The following is a 23,616-nucleotide window of genomic DNA, read 5'->3' on the forward strand; positions in this document are numbered from 1 at the left end:
GCCTCACGGCCGGCATTCTCATTTCACGAAGCTGTCACGCAAGTCGATTGGACTTCCGAATGCGGCGCGCCGACGCAGGCGCGATCAGTTCTCGGATTCGGTGAACACCTCGTCGCGCTTGGCCCGCAAGAAAGGTAACACCGTGAGGACCAGCAGGAAGCCCGCGATCGCCAGCAGCACGGCCGATAACGGACGCGTCAGGAACACGGTCCAGTCGCCGCGCGAGATCAGCAGCGCGCGGCGCAAGTTCTCTTCCATCAGCGGTCCGAGCACCATGCCGAGCAACAGCGGTGCCGGCTCGAAATCGTGCTTGATCAGCCAGTAGCCGACCAAGCCGAACACACCTGCGAGGATGACGTCGACCGGCGCATTGTTCACCGAGTAGATGCCGATCGCGCAGAAGATCACGATCGAAGGGAACATCAGCCGGTAGGGAACGCGCAACAACCGCACCCAGATGCCGACCAGCGGCAGGTTGATGATGATCAGCATCAGATTGCCGATCCACATCGAGGCGATCATGCCCCAGACCAGATCAGGCTGCTTCTGCATCACCTGCGGACCCGGCACGATGCCGTGAATGGTCATCGCGCCCACCATCAGCGCCATCACCGCGTTCGGCGGGATGCCGAGAGTGAGCAGCGGGATGAAGGAGGTCTGCGCTGCGGCGTTGTTGGCGCTTTCCGGAGCCGCTACGCCCTCGATCGCGCCGCGGCCGAACCGCTTCGGATCCTTCGCAAGCTTCTTCTCGAGCGTGTAGGCAGCGAACGACGCAATCACCGCGCCGCCGCCCGGCAGGATGCCGAGGATCGAGCCGAGCACGGTGCCGCGCAGGATCGCCGGCGCCGAGTCGACCAGATCCTTCTTGGTCGGCATCAGGCCGGTGATCTTCTGCTGCACGAGATCGCGGTTCATCTCGGCACCGGCATCGAGGTTGCGGATGATCTCGGCAAAGCCGAACACGCCCATCGCCACCGTCGCAAAGCCGAGACCGTCGGCAAGCTCCGGAATGTTGAAGGCCATGCGCGAGGCGCCGGTCTCGATGTCCGAGCCGACCATCGACAGCAGCAGGCCGAACACGATCATCGCGATCGCCTTCAGCACCGAGCCCTTGGCCAGCACGACCGCGAAGATCAGGCCGAGCACCATCAGCGAGAAATATTCGGCCGGGCCGAACGCCAGCGCGAGCTTGGTCAAGGGCGCACCGAGCACCGCGATGAGCACGGTCGCTACGCAGCCGGCGAAGAACGAGCCGATGGCGGCGATCGCCAGCGCCGGGCCGGCTCGGCCCTGCTTGGCCATCGCGTGGCCGTCGATGGCGGTGACGACCGATGTCGCCTCGCCGGGGATGTTGACCAGGATCGACGTGGTCGAGCCGCCATACTGGGCGCCGTAATAAATGCCAGCGAGCATGATCAGCGCGCCGACCGGCGGCAGTCCGAAGGTGATCGGCAGCAGCATTGCGACGGTTGCGATGGTGCCGATGCCCGGCAGCACCCCGACCAGCGTGCCGACGAGGGCGCCGATCAGGCACATCAACAGATTGATCGGAGAGAATGCGACGGCAAAACCGTGAGCGAGGTTGGCAAAGAGCTCCATGACAGCCTCACTGAGCCAGGAAACGCGGGAACATCGGCATCGGCAACCCGAGCACGTACGGGAATAGAAGTGCGCAGCCGAGCGTCAGGCAGGCGCCGACGATGATCGTTTCGACCCAGCGCGTCTCATGCGTCCCCATCGCCGCGATCAGGAAGCTCACGAACGCCGAAACCACCACCCCAAGCGGACGGATCGCCAAGGCAAAGAAGACGATCGAGGCCATCACGAACAGCGGCCCGCGCCAGGAGTAATGCGCCATCGCCGGTCCATCGGCCAACAGTCCCGTCAATGCGATGCCGGCGCCAAGCGCAACGAGCAGCCCGCCGAACATCCGCGGCGCCGTGCCTGCGCCAAAGGAGAAGCCGCGCATCCCCTGCAAATCGCTCGAGGCCCACAGCGCGAACAGGGCGAGCGCCATCAGAACGATCCCGCCGACATAGTCCTGTGCCGACCTGATCGTCATGAAGATCGTCAGGATCGCCACCGCGAACAGCGGATAGGAATAGATCAGCGCCAGCAGCACATCCGATGACGCCTTCTTGGTGTCACCACCGACCGCGCCGAGCAACGCGCCGGGAGCACCCGCGAGCAGCGCAGTGGCATGGCTGACCACGACGGTGGCCGGGCCGCGGCCCACGCCCCAGCCGAAGATGGTTCCTATCGACCAGATGAACTCGAAAATCTGCGGCGCGAGCGCCAGCAGGCAGAACCCGATCGCCACCGAGGTGTTTCGTGTGGCTGTCGCCGAGTGGCCCATTGTATCGGCCATGCATGTCTCCTCCGCGACTCCTAAGTCACGAGCACTGTTGTTCTAATCGGCTGGAAAATGGATCCCCGGCCCGGATCATTGCCTAGCGATTTTCATCACACAATGCCAGCGAAACCCAACAGCCCCCCTGCGAGCAGAAGCCACAGCGGATTGATGCGCGAGACGGAGGCGATCAGGGCAACGGTCGCGGTCAGAAGCAGTGCAGCAATGGTGCGATCGGTCGATTGGGCCAGGATCAGGGCACTCGCCGCCATCAGTCCGATCGATAGCGGAACCAGTGCAGCCTGGATCAGGCCGGGCCAGCGCGATTGGCTCGGCCGGTTCAGGAGCCGGCTGACAAAATAGGCAAGCAGCGCCGTCGGCAGGCACATCGCCAGCGTTGCGGCCAGCGCGCCGGGGATGCCGGCAACGGCATAGCCGATTAGCGTGACGATAAGGACGTTGGGACCCGGCGAGAGCTGCGCTATCGCATAGGCGTCGGCGAACTGCTTGTCGGTCATCCAGTGATGCACATCAACGGCGATGCGGTGCATCTCGGGCACCGCCGCCGCCGCGCCGCCAACCGCGAACAGCGACATCAGACCAAAGATGGAGATCAGCGCCCAGATCGGGTTCTCGCTGGTCATGCTGCTACCTTCCGTCGCATCAGTGAGGTGACGCCGATGCTGAGCGGGATCGCGACCAGCAGCACCGCCTGCAACGGCAGGCAGAGCACGCCGATGGCTGTGAACACCGCGAGCATCAGGATCAGCGCGGCGGCATCCATCCGCTTGAGCAGCGGCGTCATCATCCGGAAGACCACCGCGATCAGGAGGCCGACGGCAGCGCAGGAGATGCCGGCAAGGCTGCGGCGCAGCACATCCACATCGCCGAACCGGGCGTAGATGATCGCGAGCACAGTCATGATCAGCGTCGGTGGCAACAGCAGCCCGGCGAATGCGGCAACGCCGCCCGCGATCCCACGCAGCCGCGACCCGAACACCATCGACAGATTGACGATGTTGGGGCCGGGCAGGAAGTGGCAGAGCGCAAAGGTCTCGTTGAATTCGTCCGCCGTCATCCAGCGGTGCTGCTCGACGATGGCCCGCCGGGCAAACACCAGGACCCCGCCGAAGCCCGCCAGCGACATCCTGGCAAAGGCCAGAAACAGCGCCCATAGGCTCGGCGGAAGGCGATGAACGGCGGCAGGAATATCCGGCTCTTGGGCGGCCGGTGCTGAATCCGGGGACATGTCAGGAGCTTAGAACGTGGACCTCTTTGCGGCCAAGTCCGTCCGGAACCTATCCAAAGGGAACATCGCCATGGCCGCGCCAAACCCCTGTCTTTCGAAACCTTTGCCCCCTATATTGGGGGTGCCGGTTCGCCGGCTATGGAAATAAACGGTCGTCGCAATAAACCATTCGGACCCGGGGGCGGTACCCGGCGCCTCCACCAAAGCCCACCGATTTTCGGGCTTCAGCCTGCCGAGAGGCGGGTTTTGGCGGGGGCGAAATAGGATCGACGAGGGCGTAAAGGGCGAACTTTTTCCCGGTATTGTTCCGCCGTTATCGGGCTATGCAATAGTTGCCAACGACAACTTTGCTCCGGTTGCTCAGGCTGCGTAACGCAGTTTGAAAGACCATTCTGAAGTCCTAACGGGTTAAGCTCCGTTAGGCGGGGTTCGGAGGCACCTGGCAACAGAAGCCTCCACTTACCTCTGATTTCCTTCCCGGCGGGGACTCCTGCTGACCCGTCAGGCGCGGTACTATTGCGGCTTGGCGAGTCGGGCCGGCAGGGCCCGCCTCCTGGAATGCAACAGGACCACCATGGCGACCGATCATATCCGATACGATGTGCTGGCCCGCGATGCGCTGCGCGGCGTGCTGCGCAAGGTGCTGACCGATGCCGCGGCCCATGGCCTGCCAGGCGAACATCATTTCTTCATCACCTTCCTATCAAAGGCCGAGGGCGTGAAGATCTCGCCGCGGCTGCTCGCGCAATATCCCGAAGAGATGACGATCATCCTCCAGCACCAGTTCTGGGATCTAACCGTGCTCGAGGACCGCTTCGAGGTCGGCCTGTCCTTCGGCGGCATTCCGGAGAGACTGATCGTGCCGTTCAGCGCGATCAAGAGCTTCCTCGATCCGTCCGTGAAGTTCGGCCTCCAGTTCGACACCTCAGATGTCGCCGAGGTGGCGGGCGAGAATTTGCCGGCGACCCCGGCACCATCAGCCGCAGCAGTGCCCGCACCGGTCACTGAAGCTGCGGAGACCGCGGAAGAGCCGACCCCGCCGAACCAGGGTGGCGCCGAGGTCGTGCGGCTCGATCGTTTCCGCAAGAAATGATCCAGGTTGGCCGCGAGACCGTCGCACCCGGCCAAACTCCCTATATAGAAGAGCACATGAAGAGGCCGCGCGGCGTTCGTGCGGCAGAATGGATGTGCTCATGGCCAAAGCTGCCCGCGCGAAGACCGCCCGCCCAGCGACCCGCATCGAGACCGACAGTTTTGGTCCCATCGAGGTCCCCGCCGATCGTTATTGGGGGGCGCAAACCGAACGCTCACGCCAGAATTTTCGCATCGGCATCGACCGCATGCCGATCTCGCTCGTGCATGCGCTCGGCATCGTCAAGCTTGCGGCCGCACAGTCGAATCTCGACCTTGGCCTGCTCGACAAGCGCCGCGCCAACGCCATCATCCGCGCCGCGCACGAGGTGATCGAGGGCAAGCTCGACGATCATTTCCCGCTTGTCGTGTGGCAGACCGGCTCGGGTACCCAGAGCAACATGAACCTCAACGAGGTCATCGCCAACCGCGCCAACGAGCTGCTCGGCGGCGACCTCGGCAGCAAGAAGCCGGTGCATCCCAACGACCACGTCAACATGAGCCAGTCGTCGAACGACTCTTTCCCGACCGCGATGCACATTGCGGCCGCAAGCCGCGTCACCGCCGATCTCGTCCCCGCCCTCGGCGAGCTGCACCGCGCGCTGCGCAACAAGGAGAAAGAGTTCGCCAAGATCGTGAAGATCGGCCGCACCCACACCCAGGATGCGACGCCGCTGACGCTCGGCCAGGAATTTTCGGGCTATGCCGCGCAGGTCGAGAGCGGCATCGCTCGGCTCAAGGTCGCGGTGAAGGACCTCTATCCGCTGGCTCAGGGCGGCACCGCCGTCGGCACCGGCCTCAACTCCAAGCCGCGCTTCGCAAAGCTGTTTGCAAAGCACGTCGCCGGGATCACGAAACTTCCCTTCACCAGCGCCGCCAACAAATTCGAGGCGCTGGCCTCGAACGATGCCTATGTGCTGGCGCACGGCGCCATCAATTCCGTCGCGACAGGCCTGTTCAAGATCGCCAACGACATCCGCCTGCTCGGATCGGGTCCGCGCTCGGGCCTCGGCGAATTGATCCTGCCGGAGAACGAGCCGGGCTCATCGATCATGCCTGGCAAGGTCAATCCGACCCAATGCGAGGCAATGACCATGGTGTGCTGCCAGGTGTTCGGCAATCACACCGCGATCACGGTCGCCGGCAGCCAGGGCCATTTCGAGCTCAACGTCTACAAGCCCGTGCTCGCCTACAACATGCTGCACTCGATCCGCCTGATGGCGGACGCCGCGCGCTCATTCACCGAGCATTGCGTCAGCGGCATCCGTGCCGACCAGAAGCACATCAAGGATCTGATGGAGCGTTCGCTGATGCTGGTGACCGCGCTCGCGCCGAAGATCGGCTACGACAACGCAGCCAAGGTTGCCAAGACCGCGCATGCCAACGGCACCACGCTAAAGGAGGAAGCGCTGCGGCTCGGCTTCGTCTCGGCGGATGAATTCGACCGCCTGGTGCAGCCGGAGAAGATGACGCGGCCTGGATGAATTCCGAATTCCGACAGTCATCCGTAATGATACGGAGCCCCAAGGCTCATAATTATAAGGCTTAAAGGACAGGATTTGATTACCGTCAATGTGGCATTGGGGCGCGTCCTACGCAAAGCCCCGCTGCCCCTGACGGGGCGGAATTCATCGTTTGATGGCCCCTAGAGGCCGATTGACGAGGACGAGCGAATGACGATCAAGTCTTGCGAGGCGCAACGCGGCGCCCTGTTTCTGGAAATTTCATCCAACCTGAAGAGGAGCGGGTGATGGAGACGCGGCATGGGGAACGTCATCAACCTGAATCGTTTCCGGAAGCGCGCCGAGCGGGAAGCCTCGGCGAAGCAGGCGGACGCCAACCGAACGAAGTTCGGCCGCACGAAGGCGGAGCGGTCGGCGGAGGAGACCCGCGCGGACCAGGCGAAGGAGCATCTGGACCAGCACCGGATCGATCGCGAGGAGCAGCCATGAAATCGCCCGTCGTGAAGCGTTCGATCGTGGTCGCTGGCCACAAGACCAGCGTCAGCCTGGAAGAGGCGTTCTGGAACGGCATGAAGGAGATCTCCGGCCTGCGCAACATGACGCTGTCCGAGCTCGTCGGCGAAATCGACGGCGCCCGCCAGCAGGGCAATCTGTCCTCGGCGATCCGCCTGTTCGTGCTCGACTACTTCAAGAGCCGCGCCATGGCCGCCATCCAGCAGGAAAAGGTCCCGGCGCAGTAGCGCCGGGGCGTTCCGCCCACGGCTTCGTGATCTGCACTTTAAAATCCCTCTAAGGTGCAGTTTCGACGAGCGTGCGCGCTTGACCTCAATGCCCTGCGTTGAAAATACAGGGCATGACCGACACCCATGATACGCGCCGCGAGATGCCGCTGGGCCTGGCCAAGCGCGGCTATACCGGCGTCATCCAGCACCTCTCCGCCAAGGACGCCGGCTCGGCTCTCTCCGACATCGAGCTCGAGAGCCGGCTGATCGAGCTCGGCTTCGTCGAGGGGGCCAGGGTGGAGGTCCTGCACGAGGGGCTGGTCGGACGCGACCCGATCGCCGTTCGTGTCGACAACATCACCATCGCGGTGCGCCGCCGCGAAGCCATGGCCATCATCGTCGCCTGAGATCGCGACCGGACATCCGATCCCATGGAATTACCCCTTCTGCATCTCGCCCTGGTCGGCACGCCAAACAGCGGCAAGACCTCGCTGTTCAATGCCCTGACCGGCAGCCGGCAGAAGGTGGCGAACTATCCGGGCGTCACCGTCGAGCGCAAGGAAGGTTTTTTCGTCACCCCGCAGGGCCGCCAGGTCTCCGTCGTCGACCTGCCCGGCACCTATTCGCTGCGCGGCCGCAGCCCGGACGAGGAGATCACCCGCGATTTCGTGCTCGGCAAGGCCTCCGGCGAGACCTTGCCGGACCTCGTGCTGTGCGTGGCGGACTCGACCAATCTGCGCCTGACCATCCGCCTGCTGCTCGAGCTGAAGCGCACCGGACGGCCGATGATCCTCGTGCTCAACATGTTCGACATCGCGAGCCGCCGCGGCATCTCGGTCGACGTCGAGCGGCTCGCCAAGGAGCTCGGCGTGCCCGTGGTCACCTCGATCGCGGTGCGCAAGGGCGGCACGGCCGACCTGTTGGCGCTGACCGACGAGATCTCGGCGAAGCTCGCGGCCGAACCTGCCGAGAACAGCTGGCGCGCACTCAGCGTCGCCGAGTTGCGCGCCACCCAGCGCGAGGCCGATCGCATCATCTCGGACTGCGTCAGCCTGCCTGCTAGCCCCGACACCTGGACCGCGCGGATCGACGCGATCGTGCTCCATCCGGTCGGCGGCCTCATCGTGCTCGCGCTCATCCTGTTCGTGATGTTCCAGGCAGTGTTCGCCTGGGCGCAGCCGCTGATGGAGCTGCTGCAATCGGGCTTCGACGCGCTCGGCGACATCGTCCACGCCACCCTGCCCGAGGGCCTGGTGCAAAGCTTCCTGCAGAACGGCGTGATCTCCGGCGTCGGCAGCGTCATCGTGTTCCTGCCGCAGATCATCATCATCTTCCTGTTCATCCTGCTGCTGGAAGATTTCGGCTACATGGCGCGCGCGGCGTTCCTGATGGACCGCATCATGGGCGGCGCCGGCCTGCACGGCCGCGCTTTCATTCCGCTGCTATCGAGCTTTGCCTGCGCCATCCCCGGCATCATGGCGACGCGCGTCATCGACAACAAGCGCGACCGGCTGACCACGATCCTGATCGCGCCGCTGATGACCTGCTCGGCGCGCATCCCGGTCTACACGCTGATCATCTCCGCCTTCATTCCGGCCAAGGACGTCTGGGGCTTCATCAACCTGCAGGGCCTCGTGATGTTCGGGCTCTATACGGCCGGCATCGCCAGCGCGCTGATCGTCTCGTTCGTGATCAAGTTCTTCATGCTGCGCGACTACGCGCCGGCGCCCTTCATGCTGGAGCTGCCGGACTACAAGATGCCGAGATTGAAATCGATCGCGATCGGCATCTTCACCCGCGCAAAGATGTTCCTGCAGCGCGCCGGCACCACGATCTTCTCGATGATGGTGCTGATCTGGTTTCTGGCCTCGTTCCCGCAGCCGCCCGCGGGCGCGACCGAGCCCGCGATCGATTTCAGCCTGGCCGCCATCATCGGCAAGGCGCTCGCGCCGCTGCTCGCCCCGGTCGGCTTCAACTGGCAGATCGCGGTGGCGCTGATCCCGGGCATGGCGGCGCGCGAGGTCGCGGTCGCCGCACTCGGCACCGTCTATGCGATCGAAGGCGGCAAGGAAGCGGCCGAGCAGATCGGCCAGGTGCTGGCAACGAAATGGTCGCTCGCGACCGCGCTGTCGATGCTCGCCTGGTACATCTTCGCCCCGCAATGCGCCTCGACGCTCGCCGTGATCCGGCGCGAGACCGGAAGCTGGGGCTGGATGGCGGCGACCTTCGCCTACATGCTGGTGCTGGCTTATGCGGCGAGCCTCCTGACCTACAACGTCGCGGTCGCGTTAGGGGCCGGCTAGCGTCCCACTCGAAACTGAAATGGCGAAAACAACCCCATGCACAGTAGATTGGGGGCGCCGGGATGTTATCCGGTGGCTTTTGCGAAGCCGTTGATGCGTCCGAAGAAATAGACGTAGCCGGTAGGATGGGTAGAGCGAAAGCGAAACCCATCACGCTTCAGCTCGGAGGCAACGATGGGTTTCGCAAGAGCTCTATCCATCCTATGCACTCGATGCGCGCTACGGATTACGCGGCGCTTGACCCGTCGGGCAAAACAGGCGCACGATGCCATCATCAATCTTCATCGATATGGCGAGGATGTCGTGATCTACCGTATCAGGCGGTGATACTCGAATCGCCGGCAGCTCGCAGCGTCATGAGGGCCGCCACGAGCCGCTCGGGCTGAAACGGCTTTTCGAGCAGCACGCTGTTGGGCACGCCCTGTGACTTCCACAATGCAGCGTCAGCGCCGCTCGTGATGTACACGACCGGAAGGTTTGGATCCTTCTCTCGCATGCGCCGGGCCAGATCCCAGCCGTTCAGCTTGCCGCCCAGATAGACATCAGTCACGAGCGCCTTGTGATTTTTTCCGCGCGCTATGAACACCGTGATCGCCTCCTCGCCGGAGGCGAGGATGTCGGACGTAAAGCCAGCCTGCGCCAGCGCCATTTCGAGCACGCCCTGAAGCAGATATTCGTCCTCGACGATCAGGATCGAAGGCTGTCCCGACATGTTTGCCTTTTGCTGGCCGGTTATCCGAAGCGGCGCATGTTCCAATTCGCGCGCAATCCAGCACGTGGGTTTGGCATTCTCGCGGCAGACCGCATGAAACCTGAACAGCCATTCAAGAAAGTTTCTTGCCAGTTCCAGCAACAGGCGATCGCGGCAGAAGTTGACCTTTCGACGATGCAGAAGGAGGAGGAACAGATGAGGAAGCTGACTTACGCTATCGCGGCAATCGCAACGCTTGCAATCGGTGCCCCCACCATCGCCAATGCGGGTGGCGTCGGCGTCTATGTCGGCGGCGACCGCGACGATTATTATGGCCCGCGCGCACGCTTCTACGAGCATGACCGCGGCTGGCATCATGGCTGGTACCACCACGATCGCGACTACGACCGCGGCTTCGTGATCCGTCGCCATCACTGGGATGACGATTAAGTCATGCCAGCACGGTGCAACGAGGAGGCCTCGCTTCGGCGAGGCCTTTTTGTATCTGATGCGGAACAGCTGTCAGTTCCGCCGAGAACGGCGCGACGCTTCACGGCTCCAGCGTGTAGGGCCGCCCGGGTTCAAGCACATAGATCGTCAGAAAGCGGAGCGGACGGTCCGGGTCGCAATTGCGAAAGTGCGTATGTGGAAGATCCGCGCGGTCCTGCAGCGTCTCCCCCGCGCGATACTGCCGGGGCGCGTCGCTGCCATAAGCGGACTCGGCAACGCCTTCGACGATGTAGATCGCGCCTGCAACGGGATGGCGGTGAAGCGGAGCGACGCCGCCGGGCGGATAGGTGACCTCGACGACCATGAGCTCCTGATTGCCAGGCAATGGAAGGCGTTCGAGAATTTTGCGCGTGACACCGGCAAAGCCTGCTAGTGGCGCGCTTGCGTGAGCGTCTGGACGTTCAGCCATACAGCACCTTTTCGTCGGCCTCAGATTTGAACGCAGCCCGGCAAAGGTCCGGCTGCGCGCACGGTAGTTCTCTATAAATCCCCGCGCGAATGACAGGAACAGTCCCACTCGAATTTGAATGGCGTTCCCGCAATCGACTGTCTATGGTCGGTACATGTCGCGCATTCTATGTCTATTTGTTGCTGCCATCCTGTCGCTGCTGCCGGTCGTTGCGCCCGCGGCGTCGGCGCCCAAAAAGCCCAAGCAAAGCTGGCATGGCTACGGTTTCCTGCCGGGCTATCGCCAGCCGCTCAGCAACAGCCAGCCGATCTTCATGCAGAAGAACGGCTTTCGTCGCTACGCGCGCGAGAACCAGCGCCCCTGGTATATCGATCCCGTGCCGAGCTATTACCGCTACATTGACGGCGAATGGCACTATTTCGGCCGGCCCGGCTTCGGCGGCTCCCGCTACAATGGCGGCAGCTTCGGTCCGTGCTGGACCCGGACGCCGATCGGCGCGATCTGGAATTGCGGCTGATCCGTCCGTCGCAATTCAATCAGGATCGAGCCGGCTATTCAGAACAAAACGTTCCGAAGACGCGATCCCACATGCTGGTGACCACGCCGAAATTGCACGGCCGCTTGCCATAGTGATGGCGCGTATGGCGGCGCTTCAGGCGCCAGAGATAGCCGCCGCGCTTCACGGGGTGATGATGGATGATATGGTGAAGCGCACCGAAATAGATGTAGCCCAGCATCAGCCCCGCCGTGACGGTGCAGGCGCTGCCAAACCCGACCAGCAGCCATATCGGCAGCAGCGATCCGCAACAGATCGATCCCAGGCTCAGCCACAGCGGCGAGCCGACCAATGCGCGCGGATCGGAATGGTGCATGTCGTGCAAGGCGGCCAGATAGGCCGGACCATGCAGGGCGAACCGGTGAATGACGTATTCGGCGAGGCTCCAGAGCAACAGCCCGCTTGCGAAACCGATCGCCGCTTCGTCCCAGCGCAGCGGCTCCCGCAAGAGCAAAGCGACCGCGACCAGCGCGGCACTTGCCAGCGGATAGAAGACGAAATCGGCAAAGTACAAGAACTTTTTCAGTCGCATGGGTTTGCGCATGGGCTGGTCTTGCTGGAACGCTCCATGGCCGCCCGTGCTTCGAAAATCTCCGGCAACTCCTGTGCGTTGGCGAACATCCCGATCACCGGACCGAGGACGCTCCGCGCCTGCGCATCCGTTCCGCTCGCCTGATACAGCCTGGCAAGCGAAAGGGCTGCGCGCAGCTCGTACGTCGCGGTCTGCTGCGCCCGCGCGGCCTCGATGGCCCGCGTGAACGCCGCCTCCGCGGCGACGATATCGATGGGATCCTTGCGCAGCAGCAGCTCGCCGCGCCGGCGCTGGATTTCCGGGGTGAACCATTCCTGTCCGGTCCGCTCCACCTCGACGAGCTGTTCGTCGAGAATCGCGAGCGCCTCGTCGAACTGTCCTTCGCCGGCCTTGGCCTCCGCGAGCAGCGTCCAGGTCAAGGGCACGTAGAGCCCGGTCGCCATTTTTCCGACCAGCGGCAGCGCGATGGAGTCCTCCATCTCCCGGAGCCCGGCCGCACGCTCGCCGAGACGGCAACGGATCCAGCCGTTCCAGAATTTACCGGCTCGCGTGTAGAGCAGAAGTCCGTGCTCGCGGCTGAGCTCGATCACTGCATCGACATGCGGCCTGGCGCCTTCAGGGTTGCCGCGCACCGCCTCGAGCACGATCTTGTGGAAATGCGTGTAGACCATCGTCGCGACATGGCCGCTATCGGCCGCGCGGCGGATCGCCTGCTGCGCCAGTTGCTCGGCGCGATCGACTTCGCCGAGCGGCCACAGCACCAGCGCGAGGTAGATCGCCGCAGCGATCCCGCAATCGTGGCCGTACAGGAAGGCCAGATTGCGATCGTGCTCGTCGCGGTCAATCGCGAGCGCCTGCTCGAGATGCTGCCTGGCATCGACGAAATTGCCCTCGAACCAGCGCGTCATGCCGCAGACGCGATGCGCGACTCCCGCCTCCGGCGCATCGGGGCGGTCAGCGGTATCGTGCAGGAATGCCTGCGCGAGCTCCTGCATCGATCCGAGCTCGCTGCGAACGAGGCTTCCGACCCACAGGCCGTAGGTGGCGGCGAAGCGCTCGGGCGCGCCCTTGAGGCTGGACGCGAGCTCCCGGGCGCGTGCGAACGCGACCGACGTCTCCGGCGCGCCATAGCCGCGTGTCGCGATCAGCGCGTTGCCATAGGCGATCTGCAATTGCAGCCGGCGGCTCTGCCCGGCCGGGCTTTCGCTCAAGCCTTCGGCAAGACCGATAGCCTTGGTCAGATGCGCGATCGCCTCGGGATAGGCCGAGCTGCGCAGCGCGCGATCGCCGGCCTTGCCCCACCACTCGACGGCGTCCTCGACGAGACCGGCCTGCGTGAGATGATGCGCGGCGATTTCGGGCGCTGCTGCGGCGGCATCCGGGAATTTCTCCTGGAGCACGGCTGCGATCCGCTCGTGCAATCGCCGCCGGCTGCTCCTGAGCAGGCTCTCATAGGCAGTGTCCTGCACCAGCGCATGCTGGAACGTATAGACGGCTTCGGGGGCGGCCCCGCTGCGGAAAATCAACTCGGCGGCTTCGAGCTGGGCGAGCCGGGCATCGAGCTCCGCATCGTCCTTGTCCGAGATCGCACGCAGCAGCACGTCGGAGAATTCGCGGCCGATGACGGCGCTGACCTGCGCGACCTCCTTTGCGGGCCCGAGGCGGTCGAGCCGCGCCATCAGCGAATCCTGGAGCGTCGCGGGGATCGACAGGCGCGGCAGGCTGCCGGCCATCCTGTAGCGGCCCCCCGCCCCCTTTTCGAGAACGCCCATCTCCAGCACCGTGCGCGTCAGCTCCTCGACGAACAACGGGATGCCGTCGGTCCGGGTCGCGATCTGCGTGACCAGCTCGGAGGGGACCGCGCGGCTTCCGATCACCTCGGCGATCATGCGCTGGACGTCGGTCTCCTTGAGGCGTCCGAGCTCCAGCGTCGTCAGATTCGCCGGGCCCATCCATGGCAGCGCGAATTCGTCGCGGAACGTCAGCACGAGCAGCAGGCGAAGCTGGTCGGCAAGCCTGACCGCGAGCCCGAGCAGCTCGAGCGAGGTCGCGTCGGCCCAATGCAGATCCTCGACGATGCAGACCACCGGAGCCTCGGCGCACAGGCGCTGCAAGCGCTGGATCAACGCGGCAAGCGTGTTGCGCCGCAGCTGCTGTGGCGTCCAGTCGAGCGGCGGATAGCGTCCGTCGGTGGCAATCGAGAGCAGGTCCGCAAACAGCGGCACCAACGTCGGCGTCTTCAGATCAGTGCGCCCGAGCAGCGCTTCCAGCTTGCGCAGCCGCTGTGCATTGCTGTCGCCGGCGCCGAGCTTCGCGGCCCGCTGCAGCTGCGCGATGACAGGATAGAGCGCACTGGCGCGATGATGCGGCGAGCACTGATAGCGCAACCGGATGTGCGGCTCCGCCGCGATCCGCTCATTGAGGAAATGCGCCGCGAGCCGCGACTTGCCGATGCCGGGCTCGCCGGAGATCAGCACGACCTGGCCCTGGCCGCGCCAGGCCCGCTGCTTGCACTCGGCCAGCCGGTCGAGCTCGTGCTCGCGGCCGACGAACCCGGCGAGGCCTGCGGAGCGGTAGGCTTCGAAGCGGCTCCCGAGCGGCGATGGACGGTCCACCGCCCAGACTTCGGTCGCCTCGCTGAATCCCTTGATCGTGCGCGTGCCGAGCGCGCGCAGCTCGAACAGATTGCCGAGCAGCCGGCGCGTCGAGGACGCGATGATGACGGTGCCCGGTTCGGCGAAGGCCTGCATCCGCGCCGCGAGGTTGGGTGTCTCGCCGATCACCTCGAGCCGGCTCGAGGCGCCTTTTGCGAAGAGATCACCGACGACGACCAGTCCGGTGGCGATGCCGATCCTGACCTCCAGCCGCAAGCCCGGCTGCACGGCGATGGCCCGGACTGCGGCGGTGATCTCGAGCCCGGCGCGGACCGCGCGCTCGGCGTCGTCCTCATGGGCCGACGGATAGCCGAAATAGGACAGGATGCCGTCGCCCACCAATCGCGAGACGATGCCGTCATAGCGCGCGATGATCGCGGTCGCGGCCTCGCGATAGGCTTGCAGGATCTCGCGCATCTCCTCGGGATCGAACTGCTGCGACAATGCAGTCGAGCCGACGAGGTCGCAGAACATGATCGTGAGTTGCCGGCGCTCCGCGCCCGCGTCGATCTTCGGTGCGAGCAGACGCGCCTTCGGAACGTCGAGCTCGACAATCGAACGCAACAGCCTGCGCCGGTGCCCCAGCACGACGCCCATGGTCGCGAGATCGCGATCCGTAATCTCGGAAAGGATGTCGAAATCAATGCCGTGGTCGGAAAAGGACTTCAGGTATTGAGGGAGGCCGACCTTCTCCAACCAGGCAGCAACCTGCCCAGTCATCGCGCGGAGTCCAGCATCAATTGTACTAAACCTAAAGTATATCCCCCCTCGGAATGAAGTCAATCGTGGCAGGCAAGCGTCGCCATTGTTGACGCATTGAGGGCCTTGGCTCATGCTTTATGGTGGAAGCGTTCCCCATTTTCGCGCGAGAGTATTCATCCGTGAAGCAGGATCCGTATCCGACAGCGGCAAACCCGATCCATTCGGCCGTCGTGAAACTGTTTTATTCGCGCGCGGCGCGCCAGCTTTTCACCAACGCCTGGTACTCGCTGCTGAGCAACCTCGACAGGGACGCCGCGATCCGATTCCTCAACTACGGCTATGCCTCGCTGAACGGCGAGCGGGTCGCGCTGCAAGCCGCCGATGAGCCCGATCGCTACGCGATCCAGCTCTATCATCACGTGGCGTCGGGGTCCGCAATCGAGGGCAAGGATGTGCTTGAGGTCGGAAGCGGCCGCGGCGGCGGCGCGTCCTACATCGCGCGGTACCTCCATCCGAAGAGCTATACCGGGCTCGACATCTGCAAGCCGGCGATCCGCTTCAGCAAGGCGCGCTATGCGGGCCAGGACAATCTCGCATTCCGCGTCGGGGATGCGCTCAGCCTGCCGTTCGCGGACGAGAGTTTCGACGTCGTGGTCAACGTCGAGAGTGCGCAGCATTATGGCGACATGGGACGCTTTCTGGAGGAGGTCCACCGCGTGCTCAGGCCGGGCGGTGCTTTTCTGATGGCGTGCTTCGAAGACCGGTCGAAGGACGTGTATCCGCGCGAGTCCCTGGTCCGGTCGCGCTTGCGCCTCGTTCGTGAGGACGACATCACCGCCAATGTGGCGCGCGCGCTGGAGCTCGACGGCGCGCGGCGAACGGCGCTGGCGGACGAGATCGTGCCGCGGGTGCTGCTCGGCGTGTCGCACGAGTTCGCCGGCATTCCGGGCACGCAGCTGCATGCGTCCTTCGCCGAGGGCACTTGTCCTTATTATTGCTTCACCTGCCGCAAGGACTAAAGCGCCCGCTCAGAGCGTCTTGAGATATTCGATCAGTGCCTTGCGATCATCCTCGGTCAGATCCGTTCCGTAAACGTGCCCGGCATTCGAGTTACCGCGTACGGTCGTATCGAACAGGAACGCGCCCGGCATCTCGGCCTTCATGTCGTATCCCACGATGTCCGGATTGAACTCCCAATTGCCGACATAGAAGGTCTTCGGCCGCTGCCCTGGCGGTAGCAAAAGGTCGTTCAACGACGGCACCGAGCCGTTGTGCAGATAGGGCGCCGTCGCCCAGATGCCGTTGAGCGGCCTTGCCCGGTATGCGAGCGGCGCCCTGTACTGGTTTGGACGGCCGCAATTGATCTCGGCGGCGCTGGCCGCGTTATCCTTGGACCGACCGATCCATTGCGCGGCGATGTTTCCGGTGAGAACCTCGGCGGCCTTGTAGTTGGACATCGCGTCCGGACCACCGATCTTCGACAGCGCGATCTTGCGGCTGTTGAACGTCGTCGCCTGCTCGGGATCGGTGCCGATCTTGCGGAGATCGACCAGCGGGACCTGGATCTCGCTGCAGGCCCCGGAAGCCGCTTCGACAGGGGCGGCATCGTGGCAATTCGCGCACGCGCTGACATAGACGAGCTGGCCGCGCAGCGCCCGCTTCTGGTCAAGTCCACCGAGAATGGCTTCCGGCCAGCGCGGCGAGCGCAGATCCATCAGCTTCCGCTGCCCCCAGACGACATTCTCCATCTGGACCCCATGCATCACGTCGGGCGTGAGCATCGTCGCGTCATGCTTGATCGGCGCGAGCACACCGAGCGCCTCGACGATGTTGCGCGTCAGCGGCTGACGGATCGAGGCGTTGTACAGCACCCAGTTGAAGCGCGGCGTGTCCCACAGCGCCGGATATCGCACCGGCGCGGTCAGGTGCGCATAATTCCTGGTCTCGCCGGTGTCCGACGGGTCGGTCATCAGCCTGAAGGGTCCGGCGAGAAGCTGGTTCAAGCCGGCGCCGTGCGCGTCCAGCCTGCCCGCCCCGCCCGCCGTATCGCCGGAGTTTCCACCGACGTCCTGGTTGAACTTCGCGGCCGCCTGCAAGACGCCGCCGAAGCATTGCAATCCGCTCTGCACATCGGCAGGGGGCGCCTTCACCCGCGCCATGAAGCGCTGTCCGGCCCCGTCCTGATTCTGCAGGACCGCGGTAATGGATCCGACCAGCTGTCCGACGAACGCGTCGATATCGATGTGGGAAGGACCGCCCTCGATGCGGATCTGCTGGCCGCGGTAGCTGACTTGCCCGGTATGACAGCCGGCACAGCCGAGGCCAAGCCAGTTGCCTTTCCAGCACGCGTGCCTGCCGTCGGGAAGGTCGACCGGGGTGCTGTAAAGACCAATCGCGAGACCATCCGGATTGTTGGTCGGGCTGACGGGTTCGGGGAGGAAACCCAGACGCTGCAAATTCTCGGGCGCCTTGATCAGCGCGGTTTGGCCGGAAGGCTGCCCCGGCTGCTCCAGCGCGACGAACCATTCATAGGGGATCAGCGCCGTTCCCTGCGAGATGAAATGCCAGCGATCGGCGCTCTCGTCGCTCCAGCCCTGTTGCAGATGGACGGGACCATCCGGCGCGGGCTTGTCTTCAGCTGATGCGGCCATGAAAGCGGCAAGAAGGGTGGCGACGGCAATCAACGGTACGCGCACATCAAATTTCATCATTGGCTCCAATTATTGTGAAGCGCTCAATCATGACGGCGTGAATGCCGTCGCTACATGGCAATCAGCAATCGTGCGCCACCGATGGCGCTACGCGCAGCACCGGAGGCCTTCCAGATAATTTCGTGTTCCAGATATTTTCGAGCAAATGACAATGCGCAGCGAGCGCATGCGGTCGTGCCGTACCACCAGCAAGGAAGACACGCCGCCCCATAGCGACCGCTCCGAACCCCATTGCCTGCGGCTGCACTTCCGGCGCCCGCAAGTGCAGGCTACATCATGTCAGATATAAGCGCAAAGGTAGAGATGGGCATCAGGACGCGCTGCCGGGAAGCGCGATACTGCGGTTTCCGCGCCGTTACCGGAAATAACCCAGCACGAGATCGGTATCCGCGCTGGCGGCGACCTTGCCGTTCAGCTCGGCGTCGATGACGCGGCGGCTGGCTTCGATCGCGGCGTGGTCGCCGAGATCGTTGGCGGCTTCCAGCACGAGCCATGCGGCGTCGACCGTGGCCTTCTCCGGAGCCGATCCGCCGGTCTCGGCGGCGAGGTTCTTGGTGAGGCTCTTGGTCTTGCGAACTGCGGTGCCGAATTGAGGCAACATTGCAAATACTCCCTCGATGTCCCGTTCAGTGAACCTGGAGCTCGGGCTGACGACCCGTCGCGGGATCGGTGCCGGCGCTGTTCTTGCGCGACTGGTAGAATTTCAGAATGCTGCGTGACGTTTCGATCTTGAGCCGGCCGAAATCGCGCTCGTTGTCGTGGAGCTCGCGCGCCGTGATCAGATGATCCTTGGCGCCGAGGAACAGCAGCGACATCGTCGTGTCCCAGGAGAAGTCGAGCGCCTTGCACAGCACCAGGATCATCTCGCGGTTGCGGTCCATCAACGCGCGCTCGATCACGTCGACCGGCAGCGACGACAGCAGCGACAGGCCGATCTGCACCTCGTCGAAACGGTGCTGGCGCGCATAGTTCGAGATCGAGACCTGGTTGAGGTTACCCTGCCGGTACTGCGTCGTCACCACGCGCTTGGCGACAAAATAGCTGCGCGAGGACGGGCCGAACTTGGACTGCAGATCGCCGGTGACCCCGGTCACCGAGCTCTGGATCTGCGACATCATCTCGGGGCGCTCGGTCTCGAGCCGGCGGCGGACGTCCTCCGACGCCTTTGAGATGAGCTGCTGGAAGATGTGGCGCGGCACGTCCTTGCGCAGGCCGAGCTGCTCGGCAAGAATTGAATCGCCCTCGGCGCGCCGGACCATGTGCAGCAGGCCGGAGCCGGAGAAGCGCGCGCCCTCGTTCCTGGCGACCGAGGTGACAACCTCCTGGTTACCACGCTTGACGAGCACATCGGTCACGGCCTCGCCGATCGCATTGCGCTGGGCGATCGCGAGCAGATGCGCCTGGCCCTTGGTCATGGCGCTCTCGACCAACACCTTCTCGTCGATCCGGGTCGAGTCGCGCAGCACGGGACCCGCGACCTCGATCTCGTCGTCCAGGGCGAGCTTCTCGATGACGTTGAGCGGCGCATGATCGCAACCCGCCATCAGTTCGGAGAGCTGCGCCCGCGCGGCGACCTCGATCTCGTCGGCAAGCCGGCCGATGACCTCACCGAACATGCTGATCTCGTCGTCGACGTAGCGACCGGTGATCAAAAGATCGGTCGCGTGCCACAACGCCTTCGCCCGGCTTTCATCGGTGCCGCGCGCGATCGCGTCGTCCAGATCCTGTAGAAGCGATGGTGCCCCGTTCATCTCGATAACCCCAGTTCTTGGAATCTAAGTTCTTGGAATCTAAGTTCTTGGCGAGCCGTCCTGCTTGTGCGGGTAGGACTCCGAATTCCTCTGGGAACCAACACTAGGGATCAAACGCGAGAATCCAGTAAAACCGGCAGATCAGTTTTGCCGGGCAAAATTCCTTCAAATGCGAGCGAATGCGTTTACTCGCGCGCAAGCTGCCTCGCCCCTACGGATTCGACGGCGTCAGGACCAGCGGCGGCTTCGGCCGGGGTTTTGCGGGCGGCGGGCCCGGGGCGGGCCGCACGTCGATCGGCGGCGGCAGGGGCGCGACCTGCTGGCTTGCCAGCGGCGGGCTCGGCACGGCAGGCGCGGCAAGCGGCGCCTTCGGCGTCGGTGCCACCTTGGGCTCGACCCTCGGTTCAACCTTTGCCTTCGGCGGCAGGCGGCGCGGATCGCGGCCGGGCATCGGCACGTCGGTCAGCGCCGGCTCGGGCGCGGGCTCGGGCGAGACCAGCGCCGGCAGCGCGGCGGTCGCCGGCGGCGGCTCGCCGCGCTCGATGGCATCGAGCCTTCGCGTCTCGCGATCGATCGTGCGCACCGCAAGCCACGACGATAGCGGCGTGAGATCGACGGTGCGATTGAGCTTGTCGGGCGGGCCTGCCGCAAACAGCTGGATCTCCGGCGGCGCGCCGGAGAGACCGGTCATGATCGGCGTCAGGCTGGCGCGGATGTCGGCCTGGTCGGCGGGAATGTCGTAACCACCGGAGACGATGGCGCGCGCGTTCTTCGCCTCCAGCGGCGTTGCGCCGACGCGCAGCCGGCCGTCGCGGATCGTGAACGCGATCTGCGCCGAGGCGACAGCGATGGGAGCGGCCGACAATGCGGGCTCGACGAGCTGACGCAATCGGTTGTCGTCGGAGACCTGCCCGCCATCGCTGGCGCGGATGGCGAGCTCGAAGGCGCGCGGATTGAGCCCGCTGATCTCGGCCGCGTCCAGCGTCACCGTGCCGCTGCCGGCGAGCGCGCCGGTCAGCGCCGAGACGCTGCGGCCCTGGCTCGTCAGCGTCATCTGCACCGAGGCGCGTCCCTTGGGCAGAGCGAGATCGCGGTAGCGCAGCGAGGCCGCGTCGACATTGGTGAGATCGAGACGTGCGTTCAGCGCCAGCCCGTTGGCGCCATTGCGTGCATCGAGACTTGCCGTCATCTCGCCACCGCCGACGCCGCCCTTGAGCGCATCGAGCGCGAGCGACTGACCGTCGCTCCGGATCGTGCCGCTGAACGGACGCATCTCGATTCCACCAGGCAGGCTACCACGCAAGGCCTGGAACGCGATGCGGCCGCGCCAGCCGCTGACGAGACCTGCACTCAGCGGTTCGCCCGCGTCACGTCCGGCCGCGCCGACGGCAAGCGCGAGCGCAGGCGCCAGATCGAGCGTATCGAGCCCGACCTCGCCGTCAACGTTCTTCTCCTGATCGAGCGTCATGACGAGATGGCCGCGCAGATGCGAGCCGGAAGCGGTGCCGTCGAGATCGTCGAATGTCAGGCGATTGCCCGATAACCCGACGCGGGAGGACAGGCTCACGTTCCGGGCCGATTTGTCGGCCGGGCTGGTCCGGAACAGCGGCGCCAGATTGGCGTTGCGCACGCGCAGATTGACGCTGGCCTTCGGCTCCGGCGCCGACAATTCGACGCTGCCTTGCGCATCCGCATCCAGCCCGCCGCCGCTGATTTTGGCGTTCAGTTGCAACGGCCGGCGCCACGCGCCGCTCAGTCTGCCTTCGATCTGCGAGGCGCCCTCGCCTGCCGCGACCAAGCGATCGAGACCGAGCAGCGCCGTCAGCGAAGCGGCCTGCGGCGATGACAGTTTCGACTCCAGCGTGAAGTCGCTGTTGCGCAATTTTTCGATGTCGATGCCGTTGACCGCCGCCACCGGCGGCTGTGCGGCGAGCGTCGCGGTGGCCTTGAGCTGCGGCGCATCGAGGTCGAGCACGGCGCGGGCCTCGCTGCGATCGGCATGTTCGGCGTTCTTGTCGAGGCTGAGGTCGAGCTTCAGGCGCGTCGCGCCCGGCAGCGGTGCGATCGCGTCGAAGCGTGCACGCAGCGCAGGCGCGATCGGCTCCAGCAGCGCGGTGAGATCGCTCAGCGAATTGGCGGATGATTTCAGCGCGAGCTTGCCGGTGGCCCTGGTGCGATCGAAACTGCCGCTCGCCTCCGTGGTCACGCCGCTGGCCTGGCCGAAGCGCAACTGCTCCAGTGATAGCGAGGCCGGACCGTAGCCAAGCCTGGCCGCGAACGGCCGCAACTCCTGGCCGGCCGAGATCGCGCGCCCCACATCAAGCGAAAGCTTAGCCTCCTCCGGCCATTCGCCCTGCGGCCCGGCGAACGCGCGGACAAAACTCGCGGCGGCATCGAGATCGAGACGGTCGGCCTTGAGATCGGCATCGATCCGCGAGCCTTTGCTGGCGCCCGTCTGCGCGAAGGCAATGCGGCCCTCGACCGCGCCGCCTTCGATGTCGGCTTTCAGTTTGTCGATGGCGAGACGATTGGCGGCGATCGTCACGTCGCCGGCAAGGCGCAGCGGCCGCGTGCTGCGGCGGTTGACCTCGCTGCGGCCCTGGAGCCAGGCCACCAGCGTATCGGGATCGGACGACTCGACGCTGAGGTGGCCGCTAAAACTGTCGGCACCGGGCGCGGCGCCGTTGAGCGACAACTGCGTCATGCCGGGCGCGCGCAGCTCGAGCCGCTGGAAGGTCCAGGACCGGCCGTCGGTCTGCAGCTCGGCCGTGATGTTCTGGAGCGGACGGCCGCCCAGCATGATCTGGTCGGAGTTGAACTCGATCTGCGCCGGGATCGGCGCCTGCGGGATCGCGGCGAGAGCGGCGCGCAAGCTCGGCAGGATGCGCAGCGGCTCGGCGTCGTTCCGGCCGGCGAGCTTGTCAGCATCGACCTGCCGCGCCGACAGCACCGCGCGCAGCAGCGGCGAGGCGCCAAACCTGAGATCGCCGACGCCGCCAAGCTTCAGCGCGGTGTCCTCGGGGCCAAAGCTCGCGTCGACCTGGTCGAACCTGGCGCCAGCCGGATCGGCCTTGAGTTTCGCGGCGAGCTTCCAAGGTGTCGGTCCCGCCTCGCCCGGCTTCTTCGTCGGCGGCACAGCCAGCGTCAGCACCCCGTCGAATTTCGGCTGGCGGTTGTCGAAGGCAAGCACGCCTTCGAGATCGGCCAGGATGGCACGCTCGCCGGGATCGATGTTGAGGTGAAGACGGGTGGCGCTGCCGTCGGGGCTCGGGCCGGAGGAGACGCGGAACGGGTAGCGCACGCCTGCGGCGGTGAAATTGCCGTCGCCCCGCACCGAGCCCGCGAGCGAGCGCACGTCGCCGGAGAAAGCGATGTCGTTGAGCTCGAGCGTCGAGCGGCTGGCAGCGTCATGAAGCGCGATGCGGCCGGTGAGGTTCAGCCGCTCGATGGCGAGCGAAGCGAGATTGAAGGTGCCGCTTGCGATAGACGGCAACTCAACCTTGCCCTTGGCGTCGAGGCCGAGATCCACCGCCATGCCGCCGATCGAAAGCTCGGTGGCGCGCCACTCGCCGCGCATCAGCGAGCTCAGGCTGAACTCGACGTCGAGCTTGTCGGCACGCAGCCGGCCGAGATCGTTGTTGCCGCCGAAGCTGACCGAGCGCAGCCGCAGCGTCGGCGCCGGCAAGAGCCGCGCATCGAGCTCGCCCGCCACGCGCACCGGCACCCCGATAATCCGGGTCGCTTCCGCCTCGAACTGGGGCCGAAACTGGTTCCAGTCGACGAAATAAGGCCCGATCAGCGCGGCCAGCAGCGCTAAGATAAAGGCAATTGCCAATCCGAGCAGCGTCGTCTGCACGGGTCTCCCCTCGGCCAAGCCGGCAC

The 23,616-nt window shown here is 64.9% G+C and carries 21 protein-coding genes and 1 other RNA gene; 10 read left to right on the top strand and 12 right to left on the bottom strand.

Annotated elements, in window-relative coordinates:
* Nucleotides 1-84: 84 nt before the first annotated feature.
* The 4 genes from ABID58_RS20330 to ABID58_RS20345 form a co-directional block, all read right to left on the bottom strand.
* A complete protein-coding gene (locus tag ABID58_RS20330; protein WP_148754169.1) occupies nt 85-1,599 on the bottom strand; it encodes a tripartite tricarboxylate transporter permease in 1,515 nt (504 codons plus the stop codon).
* Between the two features lie 7 nt (nt 1,600-1,606).
* Nucleotides 1,607-2,368, bottom strand: coding sequence for a tripartite tricarboxylate transporter TctB family protein (locus ABID58_RS20335; RefSeq protein ID WP_354034183.1), 762 nt, complete (start codon nt 2,366-2,368; stop codon nt 1,607-1,609).
* Between the two features lie 95 nt (nt 2,369-2,463).
* On the bottom strand, nt 2,464-2,994 hold the full coding sequence (locus ABID58_RS20340) for a chromate transporter (protein ID WP_148754167.1): 531 nt from the start codon (nt 2,992-2,994) through the stop codon (nt 2,464-2,466).
* Complete coding sequence (locus ABID58_RS20345) at nt 2,991-3,599, bottom strand: chromate transporter (RefSeq protein WP_354034185.1); 609 nt, start codon at nt 3,597-3,599, stop codon at nt 2,991-2,993. Before ABID58_RS20345 ends, ABID58_RS20340 begins: the two co-directional genes overlap by 4 nt.
* A gap of 84 nt (nt 3,600-3,683) precedes the next feature.
* Here ABID58_RS20345 and ssrA point away from each other — a divergent pair.
* From ssrA to feoB, 7 genes are all read left to right on the top strand, one after another.
* Nucleotides 3,684-4,059, top strand: a transfer-messenger RNA (tmRNA) gene (gene ssrA, locus ABID58_RS20350).
* Between the two features lie 114 nt (nt 4,060-4,173).
* Nucleotides 4,174-4,692 carry an SspB family protein gene (locus ABID58_RS20355; protein ID WP_354034187.1) on the top strand — a complete coding sequence of 173 codons (519 nt, stop codon included), beginning with the start codon at nt 4,174-4,176 and terminating at the stop codon, nt 4,690-4,692.
* A gap of 88 nt (nt 4,693-4,780) precedes the next feature.
* Complete coding sequence (gene fumC / locus ABID58_RS20360) at nt 4,781-6,214, top strand: class II fumarate hydratase (protein WP_354034188.1); 1,434 nt, start codon at nt 4,781-4,783, stop codon at nt 6,212-6,214.
* A 279-nt stretch (nt 6,215-6,493) separates the two neighbouring features.
* Nucleotides 6,494-6,682 (top strand): DUF4169 family protein, encoded by a 189-nt coding sequence (locus ABID58_RS20365; protein WP_354034190.1) that lies wholly within the window; start codon nt 6,494-6,496, stop codon nt 6,680-6,682.
* Nucleotides 6,679-6,933, top strand: coding sequence for a ribbon-helix-helix domain-containing protein (locus tag ABID58_RS20370; RefSeq protein ID WP_092228351.1), 255 nt, complete (start codon nt 6,679-6,681; stop codon nt 6,931-6,933). The genes ABID58_RS20365 and ABID58_RS20370 overlap by 4 nt, the downstream gene beginning before the upstream one ends.
* Nucleotides 6,934-7,046: 113 nt before the next feature.
* The gene (locus tag ABID58_RS20375) at nt 7,047-7,322 is read left to right on the top strand and encodes a FeoA family protein (protein WP_148754161.1); all 276 of its coding nucleotides are present in this window, start codon (nt 7,047-7,049) and stop codon (nt 7,320-7,322) included.
* 24 nt (nt 7,323-7,346) lie between these two features.
* The gene (feoB, locus tag ABID58_RS20380) at nt 7,347-9,218 is read left to right on the top strand and encodes a ferrous iron transporter B (protein WP_148754160.1); all 1,872 of its coding nucleotides are present in this window, start codon (nt 7,347-7,349) and stop codon (nt 9,216-9,218) included.
* 316 nt (nt 9,219-9,534) lie between these two features.
* Here the strand turns inward: feoB and ABID58_RS20385 are convergent, their stop codons facing one another.
* Complete coding sequence (locus ABID58_RS20385) at nt 9,535-10,071, bottom strand: response regulator (RefSeq protein WP_347340243.1); 537 nt, start codon at nt 10,069-10,071, stop codon at nt 9,535-9,537.
* Nucleotides 10,072-10,125: 54 nt separating this feature from the next.
* Here ABID58_RS20385 and ABID58_RS20390 point away from each other — a divergent pair, with 54 nt between their 5' ends.
* Complete coding sequence (locus ABID58_RS20390; RefSeq protein WP_148754159.1) at nt 10,126-10,359, top strand: hypothetical protein; 234 nt, start codon at nt 10,126-10,128, stop codon at nt 10,357-10,359.
* A 100-nt stretch (nt 10,360-10,459) separates the two neighbouring features.
* Here ABID58_RS20390 and ABID58_RS20395 read toward each other — a convergent pair whose 3' ends face one another.
* The gene (locus ABID58_RS20395) at nt 10,460-10,723 is read right to left on the bottom strand and encodes a cupin domain-containing protein (RefSeq protein ID WP_354034192.1); all 264 of its coding nucleotides are present in this window, start codon (nt 10,721-10,723) and stop codon (nt 10,460-10,462) included.
* Between the two features lie 259 nt (nt 10,724-10,982).
* Here ABID58_RS20395 and ABID58_RS20400 point away from each other — a divergent pair, with 259 nt between their 5' ends.
* A complete protein-coding gene (locus tag ABID58_RS20400) occupies nt 10,983-11,345 on the top strand; it encodes a hypothetical protein (RefSeq protein ID WP_354034193.1) in 363 nt (120 codons plus the stop codon).
* A 34-nt stretch (nt 11,346-11,379) separates the two neighbouring features.
* On the opposite strand, the gene ABID58_RS20405 is transcribed toward ABID58_RS20400, so the two are convergent.
* Both ABID58_RS20405 and ABID58_RS20410 read right to left on the bottom strand, forming a co-directional pair.
* On the bottom strand, nt 11,380-11,928 hold the full coding sequence (locus tag ABID58_RS20405) for a sterol desaturase family protein (protein WP_354034195.1): 549 nt from the start codon (nt 11,926-11,928) through the stop codon (nt 11,380-11,382).
* Nucleotides 11,907-15,290, bottom strand: a complete 3,384-nt coding sequence (locus ABID58_RS20410; RefSeq protein ID WP_354034197.1) for an AAA family ATPase — start codon at nt 15,288-15,290, stop codon at nt 11,907-11,909. The genes ABID58_RS20405 and ABID58_RS20410 overlap by 22 nt, the downstream gene beginning before the upstream one ends.
* Nucleotides 15,291-15,451: 161 nt before the next feature.
* Between ABID58_RS20410 and ABID58_RS20415 the strand changes: the two genes are divergently transcribed.
* Nucleotides 15,452-16,291 carry a class I SAM-dependent methyltransferase gene (locus ABID58_RS20415; RefSeq protein ID WP_354034198.1) on the top strand — a complete coding sequence of 280 codons (840 nt, stop codon included), beginning with the start codon at nt 15,452-15,454 and terminating at the stop codon, nt 16,289-16,291.
* Between the two features lie 9 nt (nt 16,292-16,300).
* On the opposite strand, the gene ABID58_RS20420 is transcribed toward ABID58_RS20415, so the two are convergent.
* The 4 genes from ABID58_RS20420 to ABID58_RS20435 all read right to left on the bottom strand — a co-directional run bounded on the left by ABID58_RS20420 (nt 16,301) and on the right by ABID58_RS20435 (nt 23,590).
* Complete coding sequence (locus ABID58_RS20420; RefSeq protein WP_354034200.1) at nt 16,301-17,983, bottom strand: di-heme-cytochrome C peroxidase; 1,683 nt, start codon at nt 17,981-17,983, stop codon at nt 16,301-16,303.
* 355 nt (nt 17,984-18,338) lie between these two features.
* Nucleotides 18,339-18,584 (bottom strand): hypothetical protein, encoded by a 246-nt coding sequence (locus tag ABID58_RS20425; RefSeq protein ID WP_354034203.1) that lies wholly within the window; start codon nt 18,582-18,584, stop codon nt 18,339-18,341.
* A gap of 25 nt (nt 18,585-18,609) precedes the next feature.
* The gene (locus tag ABID58_RS20430) at nt 18,610-19,734 is read right to left on the bottom strand and encodes a DUF2336 domain-containing protein (protein ID WP_354034205.1); all 1,125 of its coding nucleotides are present in this window, start codon (nt 19,732-19,734) and stop codon (nt 18,610-18,612) included.
* A gap of 211 nt (nt 19,735-19,945) precedes the next feature.
* Complete coding sequence (locus tag ABID58_RS20435) at nt 19,946-23,590, bottom strand: AsmA family protein (protein WP_354034207.1); 3,645 nt, start codon at nt 23,588-23,590, stop codon at nt 19,946-19,948.
* Nucleotides 23,591-23,616: the final 26 nt, after the last annotated feature.

This window comes from Bradyrhizobium sp. S3.2.6 (assembly GCF_040546885.1).
In the GTDB taxonomy this organism is placed as follows: Bacteria; Pseudomonadota; Alphaproteobacteria; order Rhizobiales; family Xanthobacteraceae; genus Bradyrhizobium; species Bradyrhizobium cytisi.

What these genes read in the sequence shown, in the direction of transcription:
- ABID58_RS20330 (WP_148754169.1), bottom strand. Translation starts at nt 1,599, where the DNA reads ATGGAGCTCTTTGCCAACCTCGCTCACGGTTTTGCCGTCGCATTCTCT.
- ABID58_RS20335 (WP_354034183.1), bottom strand. Translation starts at nt 2,368, where the DNA reads ATGGCCGATACAATGGGCCACTCGGCGACAGCCACACGAAACACCTCG.
- ABID58_RS20340 (WP_148754167.1), bottom strand. Translation starts at nt 2,994, where the DNA reads ATGACCAGCGAGAACCCGATCTGGGCGCTGATCTCCATCTTTGGTCTG.
- ABID58_RS20345 (WP_354034185.1), bottom strand. Translation starts at nt 3,599, where the DNA reads ATGTCCCCGGATTCAGCACCGGCCGCCCAAGAGCCGGATATTCCTGCC.
- ABID58_RS20355 (WP_354034187.1), top strand. Translation starts at nt 4,174, where the DNA reads ATGGCGACCGATCATATCCGATACGATGTGCTGGCCCGCGATGCGCTG.
- fumC (WP_354034188.1), top strand. Translation starts at nt 4,781, where the DNA reads ATGGATGTGCTCATGGCCAAAGCTGCCCGCGCGAAGACCGCCCGCCCA.
- ABID58_RS20365 (WP_354034190.1), top strand. Translation starts at nt 6,494, where the DNA reads ATGGGGAACGTCATCAACCTGAATCGTTTCCGGAAGCGCGCCGAGCGG.
- ABID58_RS20370 (WP_092228351.1), top strand. Translation starts at nt 6,679, where the DNA reads ATGAAATCGCCCGTCGTGAAGCGTTCGATCGTGGTCGCTGGCCACAAG.
- ABID58_RS20375 (WP_148754161.1), top strand. Translation starts at nt 7,047, where the DNA reads ATGACCGACACCCATGATACGCGCCGCGAGATGCCGCTGGGCCTGGCC.
- feoB (WP_148754160.1), top strand. Translation starts at nt 7,347, where the DNA reads ATGGAATTACCCCTTCTGCATCTCGCCCTGGTCGGCACGCCAAACAGC.
- ABID58_RS20390 (WP_148754159.1), top strand. Translation starts at nt 10,126, where the DNA reads ATGAGGAAGCTGACTTACGCTATCGCGGCAATCGCAACGCTTGCAATC.
- ABID58_RS20395 (WP_354034192.1), bottom strand. Translation starts at nt 10,723, where the DNA reads ATGGTCGTCGAGGTCACCTATCCGCCCGGCGGCGTCGCTCCGCTTCAC.
- ABID58_RS20400 (WP_354034193.1), top strand. Translation starts at nt 10,983, where the DNA reads ATGTCGCGCATTCTATGTCTATTTGTTGCTGCCATCCTGTCGCTGCTG.
- ABID58_RS20405 (WP_354034195.1), bottom strand. Translation starts at nt 11,928, where the DNA reads ATGCGCAAACCCATGCGACTGAAAAAGTTCTTGTACTTTGCCGATTTC.
- ABID58_RS20410 (WP_354034197.1), bottom strand. Translation starts at nt 15,290, where the DNA reads ATGACTGGGCAGGTTGCTGCCTGGTTGGAGAAGGTCGGCCTCCCTCAA.
- ABID58_RS20420 (WP_354034200.1), bottom strand. Translation starts at nt 17,983, where the DNA reads ATGATGAAATTTGATGTGCGCGTACCGTTGATTGCCGTCGCCACCCTT.
- ABID58_RS20425 (WP_354034203.1), bottom strand. Translation starts at nt 18,584, where the DNA reads ATGTTGCCTCAATTCGGCACCGCAGTTCGCAAGACCAAGAGCCTCACC.
- ABID58_RS20430 (WP_354034205.1), bottom strand. Translation starts at nt 19,734, where the DNA reads ATGAACGGGGCACCATCGCTTCTACAGGATCTGGACGACGCGATCGCG.